The sequence below is a fragment of the Sporosarcina sp. FSL K6-5500 genome (assembly GCF_038005665.1).
Lineage (GTDB): Bacteria > Bacillota > Bacilli > Bacillales_A > Planococcaceae > Sporosarcina > Sporosarcina psychrophila.
In genome coordinates, this window is record NZ_JBBOTP010000001.1 from 2,594,134 (window position 1) to 2,617,242 (window position 23,109).

Consider the following 23,109-nt stretch of genomic DNA (forward strand, 5'->3'; position numbering starts at 1 on the left):
AGAAACACTTGTAGCATTGGAATAAAATTTAATTAATAGTATCCCGAAAAAACTCATTCTGGGGAAAATAAAAAGAATCCATTTTGAAAAAAATGATCAAAATGGATTTTTTCCTTATGAAATAGATTATTAATTTCTATTCAAATGATAGATTAGTTGAACAACGCCGGAGGAGAAAGTTCTTGTATTAATCAATTTTAAATTCAACCTCTGTTTTATATCAATAAACAACGGTCTTCCTTCTCCCAAAACAACAGGATGTACAGATAATCTAAATTCATCAACAAGTCCTAAATCGATAAAAGTTGTAATAAGACTTGCTCCACCGTATAACCAGATATCTTCACCGGGTTTATTCTTTAATTTGTTTATTTCCCTTGGTATATTTTCATTTATGAATATTGCTTTATTATCAATCCCTGTTTGTGTTCTGGAAAACACATATTTCTCTTTACTGTGAACCAATTCCCACATTTCTTTTTCAGTATTAGTATCTTCATTTTTTGGAGTATATTGTCCCCATAAGTCGTAACTTTTTCTTCCATATAAAATAGTATCAATTTGATTTAGGAAATCATTAAGCCCCATATCAGGATCCATGACACACCAATCAACTTCCCCATTTTTCCCTTCAATAAAACCATCTAAAGTAACTGCTAAATCTAAAATTATTTTTCTTGTTCTTACGTTATTGGACATAATTTTTCCTCCCTTAATTGCTCAACTTTCTGCCCGGTTGCTGAATTTCGTTATGTTATTTTCAACATATATATTCCTACTAAGCCAACAGATGCTTATATACAGTATACAAAGAAGTAGTGCTTAACGCTTGCAAAGTTAAGCACTACTTCTTTTTTATGTTTAAAAACAGCTTATATTCAGTGATGATCTACAGTATTTATAGTTTTTATAAGTAAGGTTTTCTAAAATAAATTATTATCAGTTCTTGAGGTGATGTTGATGAAAGTTCAAGAAGTTTTAATTGATAATATAAAAAGAAATGTGCTAATTGATGAAAAAATAGACTGGTATTTCCTGGAGTTATATACCTTAAGAACCTTGATGAGTAAGCGTCAAATATGCGCTTACTCTATTTTGGCGATACTTAATTACACCAGTGATATGTTAGATGAATAGAGTGAACGAATACATAGTACCACAATCTAGTCTGAAAGGCAGTCGTTTTAGACGGCAGCCTCCTATACAATGAAAACTACTTACAGGACTGAAAGGATATGAGCAAATGAAGAAGAAACTACTTATTCTATTCTGTGCACTATTGTTGGTATATAGCCTGCCTTTATCCGGCACGTTCGCTGCAAGCACAGAGCGATTTTCAGATGTACCGTCATCAAAGCATTTTGCAGAAGCTGTTTATGATCTGGCAGAACGCAATATTATCGGAGGCTATCCGGACGGCACATATAGACCCGGCAATTCTATCACGAGAGGACAGGCGGCCGCAATCATCGCAAAAATGATTAAATTGGACACTTCGAATGCAAAGAATCCGGGGTTTAAAGACGTCTCGAAAGCGAACGGCTACTACAAAGCCATCGCAGCTATGGCAGAAAAAAGCATCATCAGCGGCTATGGAGATGGACGTTTCGGTCCGAACGATCCTATTACGCGGGCACAGATGGCTTCGATACTTGTCAAAGCGTTCGATCTGCCACGCTATGACTTCACGTCGTATAAAAGTCCATTCGAGGATGTTAAACGAGGGGCAGGTCATGATCCGAACATTCTTATCATCTATAGACTCGGCATCACGACAGGAACGTCTACTGACAGATTCAGCCCGAACGAGTCCATCACAAGAGGACAAGCGGCTAAAATGCTGAAGGCTACAGAGGAAGCAAAGTCGCCGATTGTTACGTTGCGGGCTAGCGACTACCAATGGGAAGAATTTAAAATGTACGATTCCAATCATGAGGATTACGGTTTGTTCAATGCGGTTGTAGGACGCGATACAGCAAATAGCTATACTGCGGATAAAATCCATTTAGTCCCGCTCCAAGAAGGGACGGGAACATTTAGTGTCGCTTTAGTGTATACGGGAAATCCGGATAAGAAATACTACCAAAAGTATTATGTGCACATCAAAGAAGTGGATGGCGAGCTGAAGTTGACACTGGAAGAGACAGACGATTTTCTAACTACACCAGCTATAATCAGTGTTAAAAAACAAGTCCAGAACGTTTCGCTCTCCACAATGGACGGAAAGAAGCTGTCTGACAATGTGGATTTCAGAAAATGTCTTTCGACCAATCGCTCTGTTTGCCGCGATACCGATCAGACCGATACTGAGGGTAAGTATAATAATATCCGCATTCCGATCGATAAGCCAGGTCTATATATTGCCACTGTCCATTTCGCTGGCGGAGAAGAAGTAAGGTACGGGATCGAAGCGATAAGTTCTGCTCCGAACTTTTACTATAACCTCCAAGTATTGGAGGAGAAGCCGACTGCGTCAGTAGATTTGGGAGCGACATACAACATAGGAAAGCATATACTACCGAAAGATGCTGAGCAAATTGCCACGGTCACAAGAGACGCGGGAACCAACTTGTTCCATGCAGTAGCAAAGAAAACAGGCTCCTTCGATATTAAGCTACCAGACCACAAAAAGACTGATCTTATAAATATCGGTGTACGTGTTCAGGAATTGGGTCCCATTATTCATGTCGAGATATATGAATCGATCGACACGTATATGTGATTGAATGAGGACTACTAAAAAAGCAGACATGCTCAGCATGTCTGCTTTTCGTAATGCGTGTTACCGGTCCGGCTGAAAGTTCACTGCTACCATCAGTACATACTGCACTGAAATTAACAAAACAGTTCTACCACAAACTAAGGGAGGACATACAGATGAACATGGATGAAATAAAGGGACTTTAGAAAACGGACTTACTATTGACAAATATTCCACTACTAGGCTTATTTTACGGTTTAATTCCTCTAGAGTCTTTTCCCATGGCTCTAATAAATAGTGTTGGATAAGTTGATGAAATTCTCATGCAGTATTCTTAGATTGCTTTTCGACGCGCATGATTTCAACCAATCCTACCGTAATTAAAGCAATGAAAAGCTGGTTCTAGATCCCTTTAGGTGAGTGGCTGAACAGATGATCTAGCTCGATATACCAACGACTTTTAAACATGTCCAATATCTATTTCTCAGTCAATTCCAATCGACTGGTTAGCAGGCTATATATGGAACCTTCCTTGTCCGTAAACTTAAACAGTCGCAGTATTTCCGGGCGAGTTAGTATGGAGACAAGGTCAAAGCGCGTGACAGAATCCAGCTCCATTTCGATTAAGGTAGCCAGTTTAGCGCGGATTCTTTGTTCAATTTCCTCACAACTTCTCCAACGGAATATAGTTGCAAGAATCAAGGATTTGACTAATGTGTATTCAGATAACTTGTCATAGACATAATTGACTAATGGACACGCCAATACGCCTCGGGGCAATAGAGATTAGTATTGACGAAAGACTATGTCTTGGTCTACACATTACACATTACATATGAAATACTCCTTCATTTATAGTGTAGGGAACTGATATTGTTGTCAGTATCTATTCTACAGAAGGAGCATTTTACTGTATACTCATATAGATTACTATACTTATAAAGGTTGTAATTACTTTTATTTACTGTCGAGCAATGCTATCGGGGACTTGAAATTACCATGTCAATGAAAAACAATCGAAAATAGGTAGGAAAATTAGAATTACCTTCATAGTCCTCATCATTATCGTTTATTATTAGTATCTCCAGATTACCAATGGATTCGATTTGGTTTTTTGAAACGTGGTTTTTGCTGTTAATACTTAGTATTTGGACAGAATTAGCTAGAATAGATATGGAGTGGAAATATGCAGAAAATCGAAACTCCTACAAATTAACAGTTTTTCATTTTATATTGGACTAATTTTTCGGAAGAGTATAAACAAAGGAGTATATCCTAACTTAACTAACAGGGAGAAATCCTTGGATAAAGGTTAGTGCCAACATTGAACAATCGGGCGCGATTATTGAAAACGTAGTTTGAAAAACACTAGGCAACCGAACAACCAGAATCGAACGGGTGCCTGGCACTTCAAGGAGGCTTCAAATTGAGAAGAAAAAGAACGTTAGGGTTAATTGTAATCATATGCTTAGTTTTGATGACGTTGATTTTTCCGTATTCTTTTTTTAGTATATATAAGCCAATTGCCTTTAAACCGGATCCTATCTTTTTTAAGGACTATCGAAATGAACTGAAAGAGTTAAGGAATGTCAATGAACAAAACGAGTGCAAAAGATTGTAATTAAATGATAGAGGCTGGATTAACGGGAAAGTAGGTGCGATTTATGAAGGCATTTAAAAAAATTATCGAATTCCTAAATAGAATGAAAGTCATCGACATATGGGGGGACAGAAACGAGGGCTTATCCAATGATGATAAAGAATATATAGACAGAAAAAAATCTCAAAATCCTTATGGGCTTATAGGAATGATATTGGGTGGAATTGCGTTCACATTTGGACCTCAGTATGGTTTTATTCCTGTTATTACCCTTATCTTTTGCATAGTTACCTTTTTTACATTTGATAAAGAAAAAGAAGATAATCCTTGGCCTTTTTACGTAGGTATAATGCTTTCATTGATCGGCTTAATCATGGTTATTACTGGGGAAGTACACGATCTGATATTTTAATATCTTTTCTTGAAAGGCTTCATCCTCATAGGACATGCCTATCTCATTTCTGTATATTTACTGGCTAACTATGGATTAGCAGCTTATTAAATGAACGGGCGTGATTATTGAATAGAACATCTTCGGCGATGGGGCTGCCCTAAAGCGAACCGTATAAAGCAAATGGGCCATATTGTTGAAGAACAGGTAGATTGTAAAGTGAAGGGATGTACTTAAACAAACAAAGAAGGATTGTTAAAAAAGAAAAGGTTCCTGAATTAGTTAATTTCCGGCAGATAAGGAGGTAAGTAATGATATCAGAATTAAAAAAGTCAGAATTTTTTAAATGCAGATATATGTTATATGAGCAAGGTCAATTAGAAGCTAAAGCAGTCGTCGAAGGGATAAATCCAGGTCGTATTTTTGTAGATGATATTGAATCTCCTGCTTCGGGACTTATTTGGTTAGGTAATAATGACGGTTTTTTCTTTATTGGAGATGAAAGAAACGAAGGGTTCAATACCGAATTAAATCATTTTATTGATACAGTAATCATTCTAGAAGCAAAGAAGGTGGGATTAACTTGGTTTGAGGGGATTGGTAATCATAATAAGTGGGATGAGACTATTATAAAGGTGTTTGAAAACCGCAATTTAGGAAGTTGGAATCAGAGGGTTTATACGTTACAAAAAAAAGATTATAAAGGCAACTTCAAACTTACTATTGAAGAAGGATATAAAATTGTGAAAATTAGTAAAACACTTTTTAAAAACAGTGATAAATCAATTGAAAATATTGAGTTTTTACATTCCAAAATAGTAGAGTTCTGGTCTTCACCCGAAAGGTTCTTTAATGAAGGCTTTGGATACGGTATAGTTTGTAAAAGTAAAATTGTTAGCGTCTGTTTTTCGGGTTTTGTAGTTGATAATGTACATGGTGTTGATATTGAAACCTTGGAAGAGCATCAAGGTAAAAAGTTAGCACAAAAAGTAGCCATTGCTTTTGTAAAAGATTGTTTGGAAAATAATCTTGTTCCTTATTGGGATTGTATGGAATCTAACAAACCTTCAATTGCGGTCGCAAAGAGTATAGGATTCAGAAATGTATTTAACTATATAGGTTATGAATTTAAGTTTGAGTAATTTTTACTTCAATTGAATAGAGCAGTTACTGGAGGAAGAATTATTGAACTGATGGAGATGAAAAGTTAACTAACACAAAAGAGGGGGCAACGTTTTGGGACAAAACACATCACATATTTACACACCATCTAAGCACTTTGTTTCAGCTGCAACGATTGTACTCAACGATCAAAAGGAAATTCTGCTAATTAAAGGACCAAAGAGAGGTTGGGAAATGCCAGGTGGAATAGTCGAGGAAGGTGAGTCTCTGAAGGATGCCGCAATTAGGGAAACTAAAGAGGAGTCAGGTATTGATATTGAAGTTCTTAAATTCTGCGGAATATTTCAAAACGTGGATAAGTCAATTTGTAATACACTCTTTTTAGCTAAGCCGATTGGTGGTAAATTAACAACTTCGCCAGAAAGTTTAGAAGTGGGATTCTTCCCTATTGAGCAAGTTTTTGAAATGGTAACTTTTGGGAACTTCAGGCAAAGAATAGAACACTGTCTTGATAACAGTATTCAACCATTTTGTGTAGAGTTTTAGGTCCTATGGAAATTAGTAATAACGGTATTGCTCATTAAAATTACGCTGTTAGTTGAACAAGACGAGTACGATAATCTTCCACAATCGGGTACGAAGGTTGAGTAAAAATCAATTGAGTGGGGTGATTACTATAGCAAATATAATTCGTGAAACTGGATTTAAAAGATCAATTATTTTTTTTATATTCGCTGTAGCAAAATAAGAAATGTATTTAAGGCAGAGGAAGTAGGAACATCTCTTATTAAAAAAGTTCTAGAGACTATAAAGATTTACACCATTTTAATTTTACCGTTAATTATTATGGCTGCATTTTCAGAAACTTACATTGCAGATATAATATTTAGCCTGTTTGAATAGCGAAATTCAAAAAATGGACGCGATTCTGGGTGCAAAACGTTCCTGGCTCAAATGAAATGTGGTCACACAATTTCGGTAAAGGTTAGACAGTTATAGTGTTCTAAAACTGAAGGGGGATGTCGAGGAGTCGAATGAAGAGGTAACGCTCTGAAAGGCTCCTCTTGCGTCGAGTAGCACACTGATTGGTAAGATATTGCGTGGTATAAGCTAGGCTATTAGCGGCGAAAACTGGTGATAAATTCAAAGGCTTACCAATCATTCTAATTAACTCTGTTCAATCAGCTACAAATTACTCTTTATTAAATTATGGCACCTTTTGCAAAAGAAATTCAAAAATAATCAATATCCATCACATTTATTAAGAGCAAGTTTTGTTCAATCGTATATTGGGATGGTGTTAAATAGAAGGGAATAAACTAAATTAGATGAAACGTATAAAGAAATTAATGAAATATATTGCAATCACTATCGTAACAGTACTCGTAATAGCGCTCTTCTTTCCTACATGGACACCCAATATAAAAGGAGATAACAGTATAAGTACATTAGAACAAGTAGAGATAAATGGAAGTGGTCACGAAATTATGATACGTGGCAACGATAAGGATAATCCTGTCATCATTGTCGTACATGGAGGACCTGGGGCTCCGGAAATACCATATGCCACTAAATACGCAGACTTATTGGAAGCCAATTTCACAATTGTTAATTACGATCAAAGGGCAAGTGGAAAATCATATCACTTTTTTGAGGACTATTCTACTCTTTCAACAGACTTATTGGTAGATGATTTATTAGCTTTGACCGAATATATATCAGAACGGCTTGAAAAAGAAAAGGTTATACTGATGGGGCATTCTTCTGGTACATACATTGGAATACAAGCTGCTTATAAATCCCCCAAAAAATATGAAGCATATATTGGGATTGGGCAAATGGGTGAAACAAAGGAAAGTGAGATTGAAAGTTTAAAATACTCTATTAGCCAGGCCCAAAAGGATGGTAATGCGGATGATGTTTTAGATTTACAAGGACTCACCGAGCAAATTAAAAATGGCGATACGGTTACACCAAGAAACTATGTTATGAAATACGGCGGGGCTGTTAGACTCATTGATAACCCCGATGGTGATAATATAGGTGTTTTATTGAGCAGCGAGTATAACTTATTGGACGTTATTCGTCACAACTATGGTATGGGGTATTCCCAAGAAAAGTTGTTAAGTGATCTATTAGAAAATCCAATACCTACCATTGTAACAAAACTTGAAATTCCTTTGTATTTCGTCATGGGTAAATACGATTATATGACTTCCTCTAATGCAGCAAAGAAGTATTTTGATATGATTGAAGCCGAACATAAGGAATTTATTTCTTTCGAGAAATCAGCACATTATCCACAATTTGAAGAGAAAGAAAAATTTAATGAATGGATGTTAGATACATTCATCAATAAAAATAAGTAATGCGTCATTTTACTTACTTTGAAAGGAAGATTGTTGTCAAAACTTGTACTTAAGCTATAAAAATCAGATTACCGGTAGGCGAATTTCCGTTAAAGAGTGCGAAAATCGAATAGATTTTCTTAAGGCAATGGGACTGTTCTAAAGGATACCAGACATGGAGAGACTATATGGAATCCACAAAAAAGGATGCAAGGTTGGAGCGACTCTGAGTTAACAAAGAGTGGAGGTAAAAGTGCGGTAGCGTTAGAGGAAAGAGTTAAGGAGATTGATTTTATTGCAATCTATTTTAGTCCGAGTAAAAGAACAGCCTTATCAACTTACATGATAAGGCAATGGTTCACTGTTTTTTAGATTTTTCACGTTCATTTTTTTGTTTTAGCTTTAACCAAAAATCGGGTGGTTGATAACTAATTAAAGAATAATCGAGTTCGGCTCCATTAGTTGCTAACTGAACTAACAAATATTTCTCCTTATTACTCGGGTATATATCTGCTGTTTTAATGTTTATAACCTCAACTCCTGTTCGTTTAGGTGTCCCAACAACAACAACTTGATTTCCTTTTGTATAAACATCTGTGATATTTGTTTGGAACACAACTATATACAGATCAAGGTCTGATTCATTTGTAGCAGTATTAAAAGCAATACCTACATCCTGTTGGAAATTTAATTCAGCTGAAATACCAATGGCATAAAAAGGGAATATCCGGTGGAGAGAATAGTGTATTCGAGAAGGAATATAGCTCCATCTTCCACCCCAATATGTGCTATGCCAGTTTTCTTCATATATTGGTCTAATATAGTTCGGTGCGCTTTTAATTACTTTAAAAGGGATTTTTGTTCCTTCTTTTAACACTTGTGAAATAGGGATGACATCAGTAGGGAAATGCACCTCTGTTCCTTTTTCGAATGGAAAAGGTGAATCAAGAATTGTGGTAGGCTCGGGTGGTTCGAGACTATCTAAACGTTGTTCCAATTCGTGAATTCGTTCCTGTTCATTTTTATCACTATTCGGTTGCGAAAAAGATAACTCCATCGATTTTGTATTTATGGACTTACTGTAAACAAATAAGCTTAAAATAATTGAAAAACAAACAATATAACCAATCCTTGTTTTTAACATATTCTAATCACCTCACCATATTATCTGCTTTTACGAGGGAGTTATGCGTAAGATTAGTTATTAAAAAAACGAGGGCTTTACTTCATTTAGGGGCTAAACACCCTTTTCAATTCAACTACAGGGGCAGTATTGTAGAAAAAGGAACTATAATTTAAATCTCGTATATCTAATGTAATCGGTTAGCTAAAATTTGATGACAGACAGGAGTTAGAGACGATGATTAAAGGTTTCGGAGGAATATTTTGGAGAACTAATAATCTTGAAATTGTGAAAAAATGGTACAGTGAAGTGTTGAAAATTGAAATAGACAATTGGAATGGGGCTGTGATAAAACCTCAATTAGGAAATGAGACTATCTTTTCATTCTTTACGGAGAATGACAGTTATTTTCCAACAGAACAACAAGTGATGTTAAATTTCCAAGTACATGATTTAAACGAGACTATAAAGCATCTTGAACATATTGGTGTACCTCTTGCAAAGAAAAAAGAGATTAGTGAATTTGGAAAGTTCATTTGGATTAAAGATCCTGAAGGTCGATTGATCGAGCTTTGGGAGAAGTAGCAGGTTGTAATCATTAACTAGTAAGCTAACGGGTGCGCTTCTACAACAAGTAGAGGCGCATTTTTACTAACTGGGCAGTTGAGTTAAACAAGAAATTTGATTATGTGGTATTATTAGGTAATTATAAAAGCTGAAGTAGGGGAATTTATTTGGAATTTATTTCAGAAAAGTTATTGTTTATATTTTTGTTTATTTTTGTAATTCACTCAATAGAAACCCTCGCTTATGCTGTTAGGTTATCAGGTGCAAGAGTAAGATTGATTGCTTCTGCTCTATCTCTATTTAATTTAATGGTTATTATTTCAAGACTAGCTAATATGATGCAGCAACCTTTTACAGGAAGCCTTATAGATACTGCACCTACTGAAAATACTTTAGAATTTGTAGAGAGCCAATATAGAATACTTATAAGCGCTTCAACATTTGGGACATTAGTTGGTATCCTTTTATTACCCACTTTTATTGCCATATTTTCAAGAGCTATAATCCATTTATCAGAAGAAAGAGGTTCAATTCCAAGTTTAGTTAAAAAGGGAATATCCTTTGAATATATAAAGCGTGGGATAAAACATTTTAGTTTACCTAAGCTAAGTTATTTGAAAGATATTAGGATAAAAGAAATTCCTCTAAAATTATTTTTTGTAAATATGATAATCACTGCAATATATACCATTGGGGTACTATCTGCTTTGTACGCATCATTATTGGCACCAGATAGAGCTTCAACAGCCATTATGGCATCTGGACTCATAAATGGTGTTGCGACTATTCTTCTTGTAATATTTATTGACCCCAAAATTTCTGTTCATGCTGACGATGTAGTTAATCAAAGGGGAAGCTACTTTACACTAAAGAGCATTTCTTTAATGATGATTGCTTCAAGATTATTTGGAACTCTACTTGCACAGGTATTATTTATACCCGGTGCTAAATATGTAGCATGGTTTACAAAATTTATGATTTAATAATTATCGAGGTTGTTCAACTAACGGGGGGGTTACTGTAACAAGATTCAATAAGAAAAGTCGATTCCTCAATATATAGGAATTCGACTTTTTTGTTGTAATTCAATTATTGTACAAACTTTACAAAATGCTGACTAACATCCTTTCTGTCTATTCAGTTGGCGTTGTAGGACGTACGGCAGCCCTTTCGTCATTCAACTGAAGAAAAGTATGTACTCCAGCCGTTGCAACGGTGTACCCCCTATTAAAAAATAGCCCTGTTCAACTTATGAGAGAGTAACTGTTTAGTTTGAATTGGTGAAACTTTCCAGTCGCAATGAACGTATTAGTAGTAGAAAGATACCTTATTCAAGTAACGGACAGTTCAGTTAAAGATAAAAGGGGTGAGGTATATGAGTGACCGATTTGAACTAAGTTTTAAAAACAAGGTAGTTAGAATGTGGTTGATTATTATGGTGCCAGCTGTAATAGCAGAAATATTAATTATGCAATTTACTGTAATTCCAGTATTTCCTTCAATATCTTGGACAATCTTTTTTATTTGGCTTTATTTTTATAAGAGGAAACAGAAGAAAGAGCATTCCGTTTCCTCGTGATTTTATTCTAAAAGGATTGGTTAGTTCCTGTTCTTATTAAACTAACCGTAGCTTTAGTTCAACAACAGGAGCTCCTTAGCGAGCTCTTTTTCCTTCTTAACTTACGGGACAGTTTAGTTGAACAAGCAGGTTATATTTAGATTGGTGTCGAAGTACTTTATTTAGGATGAAGAAATAATAGTATGCATACGGAGTAGGTGATAATAAATGACTTTCTTATATTTTATAGTTGGCTATTGTGCTTTATATTTAGTGATTTGGTTACATGAAGTTGGACATGGGGTCGTATATGCAAAATATAAATGCAAAGACAATCCTTTTAAAGTTCATGTGCCATTCTATTTATTCTTCTCTACTCCCCAGCCTGTTGATGAAAAAAAGGCACAAACTCTAACTAGTAAACAGTATTTTAATGTTGGTATAGCGGGAATAATAGTGAATCTTCTTATTGGTATCCCTATATCCTTCCTTTTCCTAAACATTGAGTTTAATAACTCTATTTTAATTTTCTTTTTTTATTCTTTTGCCTTATTTCATTTAGTGGAGGCTGCAAGTTACTTGACAATTAGCAATATTTTTCTTGCAAGTGATATGATAACTGTACAAAACTACAAACCAAAATTAAGAATACCCTTATTTTTAATAGGAATATTCTTAGTTGTCCTAATCACTTTCATGCTAATCAAAAGTCCTGATAGTTGGAAACTGGGATACATTATTTCAATTATAATCATGATTTCATGCATGGGATTAGGAAGAATGGTCTTTAGCCGAAGAACACGGACTGCGTAGGTAACTCGTGTTCTTATTGCACTAACGGAATGCTTTAGTTGAAGAGTTGACTACCTTTACAAGACACTTTTTTCTTGTTGCGTATTGGAGTTAACTACTTCTGTGATTCGGTGTTATGTTTACCTGGTGTGCATAGCGTATGCAAGGTCATTCAGCGAGCGAATCGATGGTTCGCGTATGAAGATAATTATATTCTTGTTCAACAAACGGGACATTTTGTGGAATAGTGGTTTTAATTCGATACGTTTGTTGAAAACAACCCTTATAAAACTTTTGTATACATAAAAAAACGCAGTAGGAATTCATTCATGAATTGCACTGCGTTTTAATTTAATTATTTTAAAATAAGTTATTTAACAATCTAAAAGAGAACGAATTAGATTCAAATCAGAACATCTAGTCTTAATAATTTTCAATCATCACCAGGTTTCATCAAGGTGATCAGCATAGTACGAAATCCCTCTTTTGAAGTATTGAAGATTTTCATCAGACGTTGTTTCCATCAAATTAGTCAGAACAATTTCCATTGCCTGTTTATAGTTTTTTGAATTGTACAGAGCCATTGAGTAAAAAATTTGAAGGCCGCGGTGTTCAGGAAACTCTGTCACACCTCGACGTAAAGTTTCAACTGCTTCTTGATAGTAACCCAAAGCACGGTAGGTACTGCCAAGACCGAGTAAACATCTTTGAAGATCTGGTCCTGCGAGACCTTGCTCGAGAGCCTTTACATAATAGGGGATAGCTTCCTTGCCTAATCCAGAATTATCATGAGCAATTCCCGCCTGATAGTTGACTTCAGCATGATCTGGATAGGTAGCAACCATTTCTAAAAGGAGAGTACGTGCTTCCTTCAGAATGTCTTGGTCTTGCTTAGCACGCCCATCTTCACGCAATTCAATAGCTTTGTCTAAAAGTAAACGCAAATTTGTTTTATCCGTATTATTTACTATTTTATCATTCATTTTTTTAACTCCCTCAAATGTAGTACTGCAAATGGCAAAGTGACGATGTAATCACAATACTCGCGGGGAATTTATTAATTTTGAAAGTGGTTTTGTAAAAACAGTATCATTGTCCTTTAATCCTCCTTAGAAATCAAGAATGAACATTAGGTTCTTTTTTATAGTAATGTTTATGCTGATATATGTCAATGAACTGTTAGAATAATCAGTTGTATTGGAGGCGACAATAAAAACCGCTAAGTAATAGGATTGAAGCACTCTTTTCTTCTTCAACTAAAAAGCAGTTACGTTAATGAAAGAATTTGTTGTAGAAATCAAGAATTAATATAGCAAGCAAGAAAAAAAGTCGGTGTTTATACACAGTTTCATATTGTATGTTTAAAGGGTTATTATTTCTTGATAATCCCAAATTGATCGACAATGTAAGGTTCTGCATTATTTTTGCTTTGATCGATCTCGTAAGTTATTGCAGTCAATTTGTCTTTATTAATAGTGATACCGACGAAGTTTTGAATTTGGCCGCGTACTGGACGGCGGTTATCGTTCGGATCTGGACCATAGATAGCTGCATGATTCTCATCTGCCACTTCAAAGAGATTATAGTAAGCTGATCCAAGTTCGGGCGCTTGATTTTTGTAATACACTTTTGGTCCAGCTGTAGCAGGTATCAAATAAATCGTACCATCTGGATTTACGGTATATTCTACGGTTTGTCCTTTTTTAGTCCAAATAATTTTTTCGGTTTCTGAAGCCGTACCATCACTCTTGATAGGCTTAGTACGTGCATAGATATGGTCATGTCCTTGAAGAACAAAGTCGATGTCTAGTTCCGCCATGAGTGGTGCCACCTGATTTCTCACACCGTTTGGATCTAGGATATCATCATCTGTTGCATGGTTAGATGTCGTGTAAGGACCCTTGTGAATATTGACAATAACCCACTTAGCTCCATCAGCTTTGGCTGCCTTCACATCATCCTTCAACCATTCAATTTGCTCTTCTGAAAAATTGGCGTATTTTTCGGAGTCTTCGTTGCTATTAAGTACGACAAAGTGAGCGTTACTATAATCGTAAGAATAATAAGCACCTGTCTCAGTTGCAGAATTTTCAGGTGTATCAAAGTTAAAATGATCGATAAAAGCAAAATTTTCATCCTCGTGATTCCCTGCGGATGGTGCAAACGTCGTGTTTAGCAAACTTTCCTGTGAATGTCCTAGAAGCCAATCCCATTGTTCCTCTTTGACTCCATCGTCAACTAAGTCGCCATTGTGAACAATGAACTCAGCATTAGGGACAGTATCTAGAGCCTTAGAGATAGTCTGGGATGAAAGAATTGCTTCATCTTCTGTTTTAGCTTGGGTATCAGCCAAATCAATAAATGTAAAAGTTCCATCTTTTGGAGATGTCTTAAATGAACCCATTTCACTCCAGTTATTGAGTTCTTCATCTCCAACACGGAAGTAGTATTCAGCATCTGCTTTAAGCCCAGTTGCTTCAGCTTTGTGTACATACTCTTTCTTGGAATTAGTAGAGAGGGAAGCAGTACCTGAAAATTTCAAGGCTTTATTAAAATCAGGTTTCTTCGCTCCTTTCCTTTTCACTACCTGCAAATCACTATTCTTGTAATCTAGTGATGTATACCAAGTGAGTCCCTTAGAATTGGTCGTATCCCCTTTAAATGTGACAGTTACCTTGCTGACTTCAGTATGATTTGGACTATCTGTTGCAAAAGAGAGCGTACTGCCAACTCCGCCCACTATGGATAAAGCTAGGGCAACTGAGATGATTTTTTTTTTGATTTTCAAGAAGATCATCCTCCAATTATATTGTAATAGTCCATCCTCATGGACAGTAATTTCACTATAACATTTTAATATATAAGGTTTGTTAACCCTATATATTGATAGTGTAAAGAATTGTTAATACTATTTTATTTGTTAATCCGGAATAATAGTGGGGTAACTGAATAAAAACTACGTCCTTCAGATTCGGGCCAGATAGTCGAAGAAAAAAGGGAATTAGAAGGTTCCTATTGAAAGTTAAAGGGTTAGATAGTCCTTTTAAAATACTGAGAAGGAGTGAAGATTCTGAAAAAATGGCAATAATAATCAAAAATAGAAGTTGGTCTTTTTGTATTTGTAAAAAGGAAACAATCCAGATGCCCCAGTTAATCATAATAGTGAGAAGTAGCAGAACAGACTACCGAAGCACGTCAATTTGACTAAATTGACCGATTAAATTCTTTGTTGTATGTTGTTAATCCCTTTCCTGCATAATTTAGTTAGAATTAGGGAAAGTAATTATAGACAGTGCTTAAAGTGAACATAGCTCTGTTTTTTTAAAAAAACGTGTTATTCTAGTCGTAAATATGAACGTCTGTGTGACTATTTTTTTATACGAAAGCCCTGAAAAATATAGAAAGGTGATGAGTAGGATGGGTGTACATCAATATTTTAAAAGTTTATCTGATTTAGAACAAATTATTCGTTGTCCAGGAAAGTTCAAATATCAGGAGCATTCCGTCGCCAGTCATTCATTTAAGGTGACAAAAATTGCGCAATTTCTTGGAACAGTCGAAGAGGAATCTGGGCAGAAAGTGGATTGGAGAATCTTGTATGAAAAAGCATTGAACCATGATTACGCGGAACTTTTTACAGGAGATATTAAGACGCCTGTAAAATATGCATCGAAAGAGTTGAAGCAACTCTTCAGTGAAGTAGAGGAAGAAATGACAAGAAAGTTTGTAGAAAAGGAACTTCCAATTGAGTTTCAAGCCATTTATTTGGAACGACTTAAAGAAGGTAAAGATGAGACATTGGAGGGGCGCATTTTATCTGTGGCTGATAAAGTTGATTTGCTTTATGAAGCATTTGGTGAGATTCAAAAGGATAATCCAGAACCATTGTTTTTAGAGATATACGAAGAAGCATTAAGGACAATACTGCTGTTTCAAGATATGAACTGTGTAGAATACTTCCTAGAACATATTCTTACGGATATGCTTAGTGAACGATTTACTGAACATGGGGAGTTAACGGGCATTGCAATGCGGATAATTGAAGAACACGGAGGTTGATAAAATACATAAAAATGTCCAGTTCTAAAGCAAACTAACGTACAAGGCTAAACTTCCACAAACGGGCCATTTTCTTGAATAACACTGACAACGGTTTTCTGTCTGGCTTAATTGCGGGAGGCATCCCCAAGCGATGTTGAGAGGATTCTTTATGTCAACATATATAGAAAGAGAAATAACGAATTTGGAAAAGGGGATTGAAAATGGATGTAAGATTTCCAATTGGAGAATTACAAGTTCCTGAAAAAGGTACAGTAGAAAATAGTCAAGAATGGCTAAAGGAAATCGAAACTTACACGATTCGATTAAGAGAAACTGTTGATCCATTATGTGATGATGAGTTAAGCAGAACATATCGGGATGGTAGCTGGACAGTTCGTCAACTTGTTCATCACATTGCAGACTCTCAGTTGAACATGTATCAACGTTTGAAGCTGGCTTTAACAGATGAGAATCCAACAGTACCAGATTTTGATCAAGAAAAGTGGGCCATTCAACCGGATACAAAGCTTCCAATAGAAAGTTCGATTAAAATGTTAGAAGGTATAAATGAGCGCATCGTATCTTTAGGATATAGTTTAACTGAAGAGCAATTAAATCGAGCTTTTACACACCAGAAGAACGGTGAAATAACAGTTGCAACAAAAGTTGCAAAATTAGCTTGGCACGAAGAGCACCACTTAGCCCATATAAAAATTGCATTATCAAAATAATACAAGATGTATGGAATTGGCTTATCAAACTCCGGTAAACCATTTTTATGTAACGATGTTAATTAGCCTGTTAATTCACATACCAATTAAGCATGAAATAACTGTAAACATTGCTATAACAATAAAAAGAAGGGACTAAAACCATCGCGGTTTTGAGTCCCTTTTCTATTGTTTCTAAATGGTTTGGACCTCTGAAGAGAACCCTTTAATTTATTTTATAGAACTTTTTATATTTCCTTTTCCTTCTGGCTCCATACCCTCGGGAGCTTTCATCCCTTCTGATGGCTCCATCATCCCTTCTGGTCGTTCCATACCTTCGGGAGCTTCCATCCCTTCCGGTGGTACCATATCCCCGTGCGCTCCCTTACCACCTGGACCTCCCATACCGCCAGGACCAGAAGTTTTTGCAGTGGTGATTCCAGATTCATCAAGCCATGTTACGGTGTCGGAAATTGTGAACTCCACAACTTTCGTGCCGCCTTGATAGTCACCATCTTCAAAAAGACCATCACTTTCTTTACCAGACGTTGTCCCTTCTGAGTAAAGGGTATAGGAAGCATCTTTCGTTAGTTTTGGCAAACTAATGACGACCGATTGATAGTCTTTTGCGGGCGCAAATGTCACAATCTCATTTCCTTCGCTATCTTCTAGATGCAGTTTGGTTCCTGCAGATTGTGTCTCCGGATAAGTCATCAAGATCGTATGCTGTGATGAGTCTTCTGAAGTGGCCATCGCCATACCAGAACTTCCAGTAGCGATGAGAACTCCGCCACTTATTTCAAAGTCTTCGTCATAATCCAAAGCACCATTGCCATTATTCGTAGGTCCATTAACGATCACGGTACCGCCTGTCATGGATATGGAACCATTTGAATCGAGTCCATCACCGGCTGCATCGACATAAACATAGCCACCATTTATTGAAAGCAGAGGATCTTTCGCTTGTTCAGTAGTCGTGTCAGAATTATCGTCGGCTTCGCTAATGTTAATGCCATCATCAGTTGCTTTAACATGAATTTTCCCGTCCAAGATTGTGATTGAATTACTTTCTATCCCTTCATTACTCTTCGTGATGTCGATGTTCCCGCCTTTGATCAGAATGGACGTATCTGCATGAATGCCGTCATCGCCGGTAGCCATTTTCAAATCGCCACCAGTTATGGTGATCGAGTTGTCGCTGTGTATCGCATCATCTAATGAATCCAGTTGAAAGCTTCCCCCGCCAATTGCCACTTCTTCATTTGCCTTAAGCCCTTTGCCACTAGATGTCTCAGAGCTAGCGTCAGTTGTGCTTGTTTCCGTTTCTCCAGGGGTAGGCCGACCCATTTCAGCATTTGCTATTTTTTCAGGACTGCCGCCGCCAGATGAAATGTTGAACTCTCCGTCTGCGATTAGAAGTGAAGTCTCAGCCTGAATGCCATCATCAGCTGCCTTGATATCGAAACTGCCTCCTTCAATGGCGATGACCCCTTTTGAAGCATCTTTGTCATTCGTGGACTTCATGCCGTCGCCACTCGCTTCGATACGGATATTGCCATCTTTAACAGCGAGGAGGTCTTTTCCCTTTAATCCATCATCAGCTGAATTAATTTGGATTGTTCCTCCTGTAATTTTCAATTCGTCTTTACTGGTGATTCCGTCGTTGTAATTGCCTTGCACGATTAGTTTCCCACTGCCGTTAATGGTGAGATCGTCTTTGCTGAATAACGCTGCATTTGGCTCATCTTCCTCTGAATTCTCATAAACATACTTAGATCCGTCGGATAAAACGTTTTCAGTCCCTTCTTCTAATGAAACAATCGTTTTTTCTGCTTGTTTCACGTAGATTGCTGAAGTAGAGGAAGAATGGATTTCCGCACCATTCAAAACGAGCCGAACGATGCCATCGTCTTCTGTGTCCACAATGAGTTGCCCATCATCCAGTTTTCCTTGGATTTCATACACGCCTGAAGTTGTTATCGTGACGATGCTTTTGTCGATGACTACTCCGCCATCCCCTTCAAAGCTGGCACCACTTCCATTCAACTGAATAGACGTTGCGTTTTCCCAATCCTCGTAAAAATCTTCATCGGAATAGCTTACATACTCGCTAATAACACTAGCTATTTCTTGATCCCCAATCGTACTTAAGCTTTCACCTTTTGCAGTAGACGCATTATTGGTACTTACCTTTTCTGAATCATTGCTGCAAGCAAACAAAGATGCGGTGAACATAAGAGAGGCGGCTACCTTCATAAATTTAGAATTTTGTTTTTTCAACATAAGCTCCTTCTTGCAAATGAAATTTCATCCGTTTTTCAGATGATGTTTTGCTAAGAACCCTATTATTTAGGATGAACCTTAAACAAAGCTTAAAAAAGGAAATGCGAAATTAAAGTTTGCTTTTATTTCAGTTGGACCTATAATCTATCGTAACGATATCAATCACGCCTCGGCGTGATTGCGTCCAGATTTTGAAGGCATATCTAGCATTCATCTCACCACTTATAGAAGTGGGGGACTTCTGTTGAATTAAGTTAAAACGTTGATAAATGATACAAGGGGGGCACTATATGAAATTACTAATCATTGAAGATGACAAGTATCTCTCTGAATCAATATGTGAAACAACAAAGGAAATGTTCGATACCGAGCAGGCTTTCGATGGAGAGGAAGGACTGTTTCTTGCACAGCAAAATATTTTTGATGTAATTATTTTAGATATTATGCTTCCGTATATGAACGGTTATGAGGTATTAGAAAATTTGAGAAAGCAAAATATCACGACTCCTGTCATTATGCTGACAGCCAAAGATGGAATTGATGACAAGATTAAGGGTTTTAAAATGGGAGCAGACGACTATTTAGTGAAACCTTTCCATCGAGAAGAACTATTAGTTCGGCTAGAGGCAATGATAAGGAGATCAGGAGGTTTATTAAAGGAAAATATTCTAACTTTTAAGGAACTACATTTGAATATCAAAAATAAAACTGTGGAAATTAATGGGGAAACACTTAAATTGAATGGAAAACAATTTGATTTACTGGAGTATTTGATGAACAATAAAAACGCTATTTTGACTAAGGAACAGATTTTTGATCGAATTTGGGGATTTGAGTCTGATACTTCTACAACAGTTGTAGAGGTGTACGCCAGTAATTTACGAAAAAGTCTCAAGAAGTTTGGTTATGATCAATACATCAAAACCTTCCGTGGGCTAGGTTATATGCTGGAAGACCATGGTGAAGGGAATGTTTAATAAACTAATTTTCAAGAAACAGCAGCTAAAATTTATGATTTTCAACTTGATTGCTTTTACTGTGATTTTCACGATCTTTAGTATTATCATTTTCGGCCAAGTTCAAAATACATTATTTTCGAAGACAGACGAGGAACTGTTATCATTTCAAGAAATGATGACGGATAACAATCCAAAGGGGTTACGGCCGCCTCTTAAAGATGGAGACTTAGATCAGCCTGTGCCGGATGAAGAAAGACGGAAAAATGCACCAAATCCCAGGGTGATTGTCATGCATTGGGATAACGCAGGAAATATACGTAATGAAAATGAAATCGGAACCTTATTTTATGAAAACTATCTAACCGATTATAAGCTGGATAAAACAACTATGGACAAAATTACAATGACGAAAATCAGTGAACTGTATCACTTTAGATATATTCTTTTTGAATACCATAATGATGAGGATGAAATTGCCTATACACAACTGATGATCAACGTGGATGCTGAACAAACCATCATTTCCAACTTTGAGAAACTGTTCATTATCTGGTCGGTCATCTTCATCGTCCTCTCTATTTCTGCAAGTTTCATCTTATCTAAAAAGATGATGAAACCAATTATTCATTCTTGGAATAAGCAGGCGGAGTTTGTTGAAAATGCTTCACATGAACTCAGGACGCCTTTGACGATTATTCAAAATAAGCTGGAGCTTCTCCTAACAGCACCGCAAGAAAGAATTTCAGATAGGTTTGAAAATATAGCCCTAAGCTTGTCTGAAACAAGGCGTTTGTCCAAACTCACTTCGGATTTATTGACCTTGGCAAGAGCAGATTCGGCAGAAACACAGATTATGAAGCAATCCATTCATATCGATACATTCATCCGAAGCGTATGTACGCCTTATAAGGAAATTGCTGAGTCGCAGGATAAGCATTTTTCGCTAAATTGTCAAAGCCCTTTTACTATAGAAGCAGATGAAACTCGGCTGCATCAACTGATAGTAATTTTAGTGGACAATGCTTTAAAATATACGAGCGAAAACGATAGTATTCGTGTGAAAACATATGGCGAGGATCAGAAAGTTGTAATTGAAGTGAGCGATACGGGGATCGGGATCAAAGAAGAAAATATCCAATATATTTTCGATCGCTTTTACCGAGAAGACAAAGCCCGAACTAGGGAAACTGGAGGCATGGGCTTAGGATTGTCCATCGCCCAGTGGATCGTATCGATGCACAATGGAACGATTCATGTGATAAGTAACCAGAATAAAGGAACCACTTTTATAGTCAAACTTCCAAAGTAAGAGATCACATCATCGTGATCTCTTTTTTTGTGTTGTTAAATTGTTTTAAGGTTTGTTTAAGGTTCTTCTTTTAGTATTTAGTTCATAGAGCGACAGCAAAAAGGAGTAGATAGATATGGCGATCGAAATCTTCAGTCGGAAAGAGCAAAAGTATTTAATCACTCGCCGCCAATACGAAGAACTTGTGGAACGGATTGGACCAGAGATGCGAAATGATAAGAATGGCGTCGATGGAAAATATTCAGTCACTAGCCTGTACTTTGACAATGCGGAGAAAGGCATTTATTTTGAGACCAAAAACAAACTAAAATACCGCCAGAAATTACGTTTACGCGTATACGACGATGCAAATCTTAAAAGCGTGGCATTTTTTGAAGTGAAGCAGAAACATAAGAAAGTCGTCAATAAAAGACGGATGCTTTTGCCGCTAGGGGAGGCGTATCGCTATTTAGAGGAAGACGGTCAAGCGGGCTTGGATCACTACAAAACTTCCAATTCGCAAGTCATGAAGGAAATTGATTACTTCCGTAAGTTCTATCAGTTACGTCCCGAAATGGTCGTATCGTATAGCCGTCACGCATTGCACGGTATTCATGATTCAGAACTGCGAATTACCTTCGATTTCGACTTACGTTGCCGTAAAGAAGATCTGCATATCGAGAATGGTTCGTACGGAACGCATTTCATCGATCCAGATCTCGTCGTGTTAGAAGTGAAAGTCGATCACAGTGTGCCGCTTTGGCTAACACGTATTTTACAGGAGCTTCAGTGTGAGCAGCGCAGTGCATCAAAGTTTTGTACCAGTATGGAACTGCTGAGTGGAGATGTATTACCGCAGGTAGGATACTTTGAACCGAAAGAATTGGAAAAACAACTAACAGGAGGAATAGAAAATGGCTCAGATCACGAACTTGTTTTCATCTAATGGATTGGAAGGAGCCACTCCGACCATGTGGATGAGTATTACCGCGATGGCACTTGCTGCGGTCCTCAGTTTAATCATTACGAAAGTGTATCAAATTACATTTACAGGAGAGCGCTATTCACAAGCGTTCGTCCATACAATCATTATGATGAGTGTTGTCGTGTCAGTTGTTATGAACGTAGTAAGCGGAAATGCCGGTGTGGCGTTTGGTTTATTCGCCGTATTCTCCCTCATCCGCTTCCGAAGTGCCGTGACGAACGCCAAGGATATCGCCTACATCTTTTTCGGATTATGTGTCGGGATGACAGCAGGACTGTTTCAATTCCCTCTGGCCATTGCATTGACGTTATTCTCCAGTCTGATTTTCTATATACTATACAAAGTGGACTATGGAAAAGGGAAAGATATGCAAATCCTTAAAGTAACTGTCCCTGAAAATCTAAATCACGAAAATTTATTCGACGATATCTTGAATGAAAAAACCGAATACTTCCAACTTCGACAAGTTGAAACAACGAACTTGGGGACGATGATTCTCTATACATTTGCCATCCGAAGCAAGACCGATACAAAAGATCAGGACTTGCTGAATGAAATTCGTGTACGCAACGCGAATTTGAAAGTATCCCTATCTTATCTTGAGATGCGAGACTGAACTGTAAGACCGAATTATGAAAAAA

The 23,109-nt window shown here is 36.9% G+C and carries 21 protein-coding genes and 1 pseudogene; 17 read left to right on the forward strand and 5 right to left on the reverse strand.

Features of this window, described 5'->3' with window-relative positions; translation table 11 throughout:
• Positions 1-129: 129 nt before the first annotated feature.
• Positions 130-699, reverse strand: coding sequence for a dihydrofolate reductase family protein (locus MKX62_RS12420; protein ID WP_340741552.1), 570 nt, complete (start codon positions 697-699; stop codon positions 130-132).
• Between the two features lie 261 nt (positions 700-960).
• Here MKX62_RS12420 and MKX62_RS12425 point away from each other — a divergent pair, with 261 nt between their 5' ends.
• The 8 genes and pseudogenes from MKX62_RS12425 to MKX62_RS24450 form a co-directional block, all read left to right on the forward strand.
• Positions 961-1,137, forward strand: coding sequence for a hypothetical protein (locus tag MKX62_RS12425; protein WP_338653442.1), 177 nt, complete (start codon positions 961-963; stop codon positions 1,135-1,137).
• A 106-nt stretch (positions 1,138-1,243) separates the two neighbouring features.
• On the forward strand, positions 1,244-2,722 hold the full coding sequence (locus tag MKX62_RS12430) for an S-layer homology domain-containing protein (protein ID WP_187046740.1): 1,479 nt from the start codon (positions 1,244-1,246) through the stop codon (positions 2,720-2,722).
• A gap of 1,059 nt (positions 2,723-3,781) precedes the next feature.
• Positions 3,782-3,943, forward strand: a complete 162-nt coding sequence (locus MKX62_RS24445) for a DUF4181 domain-containing protein (RefSeq protein WP_435531917.1) — start codon at positions 3,782-3,784, stop codon at positions 3,941-3,943.
• A 422-nt stretch (positions 3,944-4,365) separates the two neighbouring features.
• Complete coding sequence (locus MKX62_RS12435) at positions 4,366-4,713, forward strand: cell division protein FtsK (protein WP_067206180.1); 348 nt, start codon at positions 4,366-4,368, stop codon at positions 4,711-4,713.
• Positions 4,714-5,003: 290 nt separating this feature from the next.
• Complete coding sequence (locus tag MKX62_RS12440; RefSeq protein WP_340741553.1) at positions 5,004-5,834, forward strand: GNAT family N-acetyltransferase; 831 nt, start codon at positions 5,004-5,006, stop codon at positions 5,832-5,834.
• Positions 5,835-5,928: 94 nt separating this feature from the next.
• Positions 5,929-6,360: an NUDIX hydrolase gene (locus MKX62_RS12445; protein WP_340741554.1), complete on the forward strand. Its 432-nt coding sequence runs from the start codon at positions 5,929-5,931 to the stop codon at positions 6,358-6,360.
• A gap of 782 nt (positions 6,361-7,142) precedes the next feature.
• The gene (locus MKX62_RS12450; protein ID WP_340741555.1) at positions 7,143-8,183 is read left to right on the forward strand and encodes an alpha/beta fold hydrolase; all 1,041 of its coding nucleotides are present in this window, start codon (positions 7,143-7,145) and stop codon (positions 8,181-8,183) included.
• A gap of 159 nt (positions 8,184-8,342) precedes the next feature.
• Positions 8,343-8,534 (forward strand): annotated as a pseudogene (locus MKX62_RS24450) (histidine phosphatase family protein); the annotation flags it as partial.
• Here MKX62_RS24450 and MKX62_RS12455 read toward each other — a convergent pair.
• A complete protein-coding gene (locus MKX62_RS12455; protein WP_231885768.1) occupies positions 8,521-9,306 on the reverse strand; it encodes a hypothetical protein in 786 nt (261 codons plus the stop codon). The pseudogene MKX62_RS24450 and the gene MKX62_RS12455 sit on opposite strands and share 14 nt — an antisense overlap.
• Positions 9,307-9,522: 216 nt before the next feature.
• Here MKX62_RS12455 and MKX62_RS12460 point away from each other — a divergent pair, with 216 nt between their 5' ends.
• The 3 genes from MKX62_RS12460 to MKX62_RS12470 all read left to right on the forward strand — a co-directional run bounded on the left by MKX62_RS12460 (position 9,523) and on the right by MKX62_RS12470 (position 12,223).
• Positions 9,523-9,870 carry a VOC family protein gene (locus MKX62_RS12460; RefSeq protein ID WP_067206194.1) on the forward strand — a complete coding sequence of 116 codons (348 nt, stop codon included), beginning with the start codon at positions 9,523-9,525 and terminating at the stop codon, positions 9,868-9,870.
• A 149-nt stretch (positions 9,871-10,019) separates the two neighbouring features.
• Entirely contained in the window at positions 10,020-10,835 is an 816-nt protein-coding gene (locus MKX62_RS12465) for a lipid II flippase Amj family protein (protein ID WP_340741556.1), read from the forward strand.
• 803 nt (positions 10,836-11,638) lie between these two features.
• The gene (locus MKX62_RS12470; RefSeq protein WP_340741557.1) at positions 11,639-12,223 is read left to right on the forward strand and encodes a hypothetical protein; all 585 of its coding nucleotides are present in this window, start codon (positions 11,639-11,641) and stop codon (positions 12,221-12,223) included.
• Positions 12,224-12,642: 419 nt separating this feature from the next.
• On the opposite strand, the gene MKX62_RS12475 is transcribed toward MKX62_RS12470, so the two are convergent.
• Complete coding sequence (locus MKX62_RS12475) at positions 12,643-13,185, reverse strand: tetratricopeptide repeat protein (RefSeq protein ID WP_340741558.1); 543 nt, start codon at positions 13,183-13,185, stop codon at positions 12,643-12,645.
• Between the two features lie 389 nt (positions 13,186-13,574).
• On the reverse strand, positions 13,575-14,999 hold the full coding sequence (locus MKX62_RS12480; RefSeq protein WP_187046752.1) for a purple acid phosphatase family protein: 1,425 nt from the start codon (positions 14,997-14,999) through the stop codon (positions 13,575-13,577).
• A gap of 620 nt (positions 15,000-15,619) precedes the next feature.
• Between MKX62_RS12480 and MKX62_RS12485 the strand changes: the two genes are divergently transcribed.
• Together MKX62_RS12485 and MKX62_RS12490 are read left to right on the forward strand one after the other, a co-directional pair.
• Complete coding sequence (locus tag MKX62_RS12485) at positions 15,620-16,261, forward strand: YfbR-like 5'-deoxynucleotidase (RefSeq protein WP_067206211.1); 642 nt, start codon at positions 15,620-15,622, stop codon at positions 16,259-16,261.
• A gap of 203 nt (positions 16,262-16,464) precedes the next feature.
• A complete protein-coding gene (locus MKX62_RS12490) occupies positions 16,465-16,974 on the forward strand; it encodes a YfiT family bacillithiol transferase (protein ID WP_187046753.1) in 510 nt (169 codons plus the stop codon).
• Between the two features lie 210 nt (positions 16,975-17,184).
• Here MKX62_RS12490 and MKX62_RS12495 read toward each other — a convergent pair whose 3' ends face one another.
• Complete coding sequence (locus MKX62_RS12495) at positions 17,185-19,233, reverse strand: carbohydrate-binding domain-containing protein (protein ID WP_445683530.1); 2,049 nt, start codon at positions 19,231-19,233, stop codon at positions 17,185-17,187.
• Between the two features lie 293 nt (positions 19,234-19,526).
• Here MKX62_RS12495 and MKX62_RS12500 point away from each other — a divergent pair, with 293 nt between their 5' ends.
• The 4 genes from MKX62_RS12500 to MKX62_RS12515 all read left to right on the forward strand — a co-directional run bounded on the left by MKX62_RS12500 (position 19,527) and on the right by MKX62_RS12515 (position 23,084).
• On the forward strand, positions 19,527-20,213 hold the full coding sequence (locus MKX62_RS12500) for a response regulator transcription factor (protein ID WP_340741560.1): 687 nt from the start codon (positions 19,527-19,529) through the stop codon (positions 20,211-20,213).
• A complete protein-coding gene (locus MKX62_RS12505) occupies positions 20,206-21,504 on the forward strand; it encodes a sensor histidine kinase (protein WP_340741561.1) in 1,299 nt (432 codons plus the stop codon). Before MKX62_RS12500 ends, MKX62_RS12505 begins: the two co-directional genes overlap by 8 nt.
• 115 nt (positions 21,505-21,619) lie before the next feature.
• On the forward strand, positions 21,620-22,429 hold the full coding sequence (locus MKX62_RS12510) for a polyphosphate polymerase domain-containing protein (protein WP_187046757.1): 810 nt from the start codon (positions 21,620-21,622) through the stop codon (positions 22,427-22,429).
• Positions 22,398-23,084: a DUF4956 domain-containing protein gene (locus MKX62_RS12515; protein ID WP_340741562.1), complete on the forward strand. Its 687-nt coding sequence runs from the start codon at positions 22,398-22,400 to the stop codon at positions 23,082-23,084. The genes MKX62_RS12510 and MKX62_RS12515 overlap by 32 nt, the downstream gene beginning before the upstream one ends.
• Positions 23,085-23,109: the final 25 nt, after the last annotated feature.

Excerpts from the sequence above, each read along its gene's own strand:
- MKX62_RS12420 (WP_340741552.1), bottom strand. The coding sequence starts at position 699 with ATGTCCAATAACGTAAGAACAAGAAAAATAATTTTAGATTTAGCAGTT.
- MKX62_RS12425 (WP_338653442.1), top strand. The coding sequence starts at position 961 with ATGAAAGTTCAAGAAGTTTTAATTGATAATATAAAAAGAAATGTGCTA.
- MKX62_RS12430 (WP_187046740.1), top strand. The coding sequence starts at position 1,244 with ATGAAGAAGAAACTACTTATTCTATTCTGTGCACTATTGTTGGTATAT.
- MKX62_RS12435 (WP_067206180.1), top strand. The coding sequence starts at position 4,366 with ATGAAGGCATTTAAAAAAATTATCGAATTCCTAAATAGAATGAAAGTC.
- MKX62_RS12440 (WP_340741553.1), top strand. The coding sequence starts at position 5,004 with ATGATATCAGAATTAAAAAAGTCAGAATTTTTTAAATGCAGATATATG.
- MKX62_RS12450 (WP_340741555.1), top strand. The coding sequence starts at position 7,143 with ATGAAACGTATAAAGAAATTAATGAAATATATTGCAATCACTATCGTA.
- MKX62_RS12455 (WP_231885768.1), bottom strand. The coding sequence starts at position 9,306 with ATGTTAAAAACAAGGATTGGTTATATTGTTTGTTTTTCAATTATTTTA.
- MKX62_RS12460 (WP_067206194.1), top strand. The coding sequence starts at position 9,523 with ATGATTAAAGGTTTCGGAGGAATATTTTGGAGAACTAATAATCTTGAA.
- MKX62_RS12470 (WP_340741557.1), top strand. The coding sequence starts at position 11,639 with ATGACTTTCTTATATTTTATAGTTGGCTATTGTGCTTTATATTTAGTG.
- MKX62_RS12475 (WP_340741558.1), bottom strand. The coding sequence starts at position 13,185 with ATGAATGATAAAATAGTAAATAATACGGATAAAACAAATTTGCGTTTA.
- MKX62_RS12480 (WP_187046752.1), bottom strand. The coding sequence starts at position 14,999 with ATGATCTTCTTGAAAATCAAAAAAAAAATCATCTCAGTTGCCCTAGCT.
- MKX62_RS12485 (WP_067206211.1), top strand. The coding sequence starts at position 15,620 with ATGGGTGTACATCAATATTTTAAAAGTTTATCTGATTTAGAACAAATT.
- MKX62_RS12490 (WP_187046753.1), top strand. The coding sequence starts at position 16,465 with ATGGATGTAAGATTTCCAATTGGAGAATTACAAGTTCCTGAAAAAGGT.
- MKX62_RS12500 (WP_340741560.1), top strand. The coding sequence starts at position 19,527 with ATGAAATTACTAATCATTGAAGATGACAAGTATCTCTCTGAATCAATA.
- MKX62_RS12505 (WP_340741561.1), top strand. The coding sequence starts at position 20,206 with ATGTTTAATAAACTAATTTTCAAGAAACAGCAGCTAAAATTTATGATT.
- MKX62_RS12510 (WP_187046757.1), top strand. The coding sequence starts at position 21,620 with ATGGCGATCGAAATCTTCAGTCGGAAAGAGCAAAAGTATTTAATCACT.
- MKX62_RS12515 (WP_340741562.1), top strand. The coding sequence starts at position 22,398 with ATGGCTCAGATCACGAACTTGTTTTCATCTAATGGATTGGAAGGAGCC.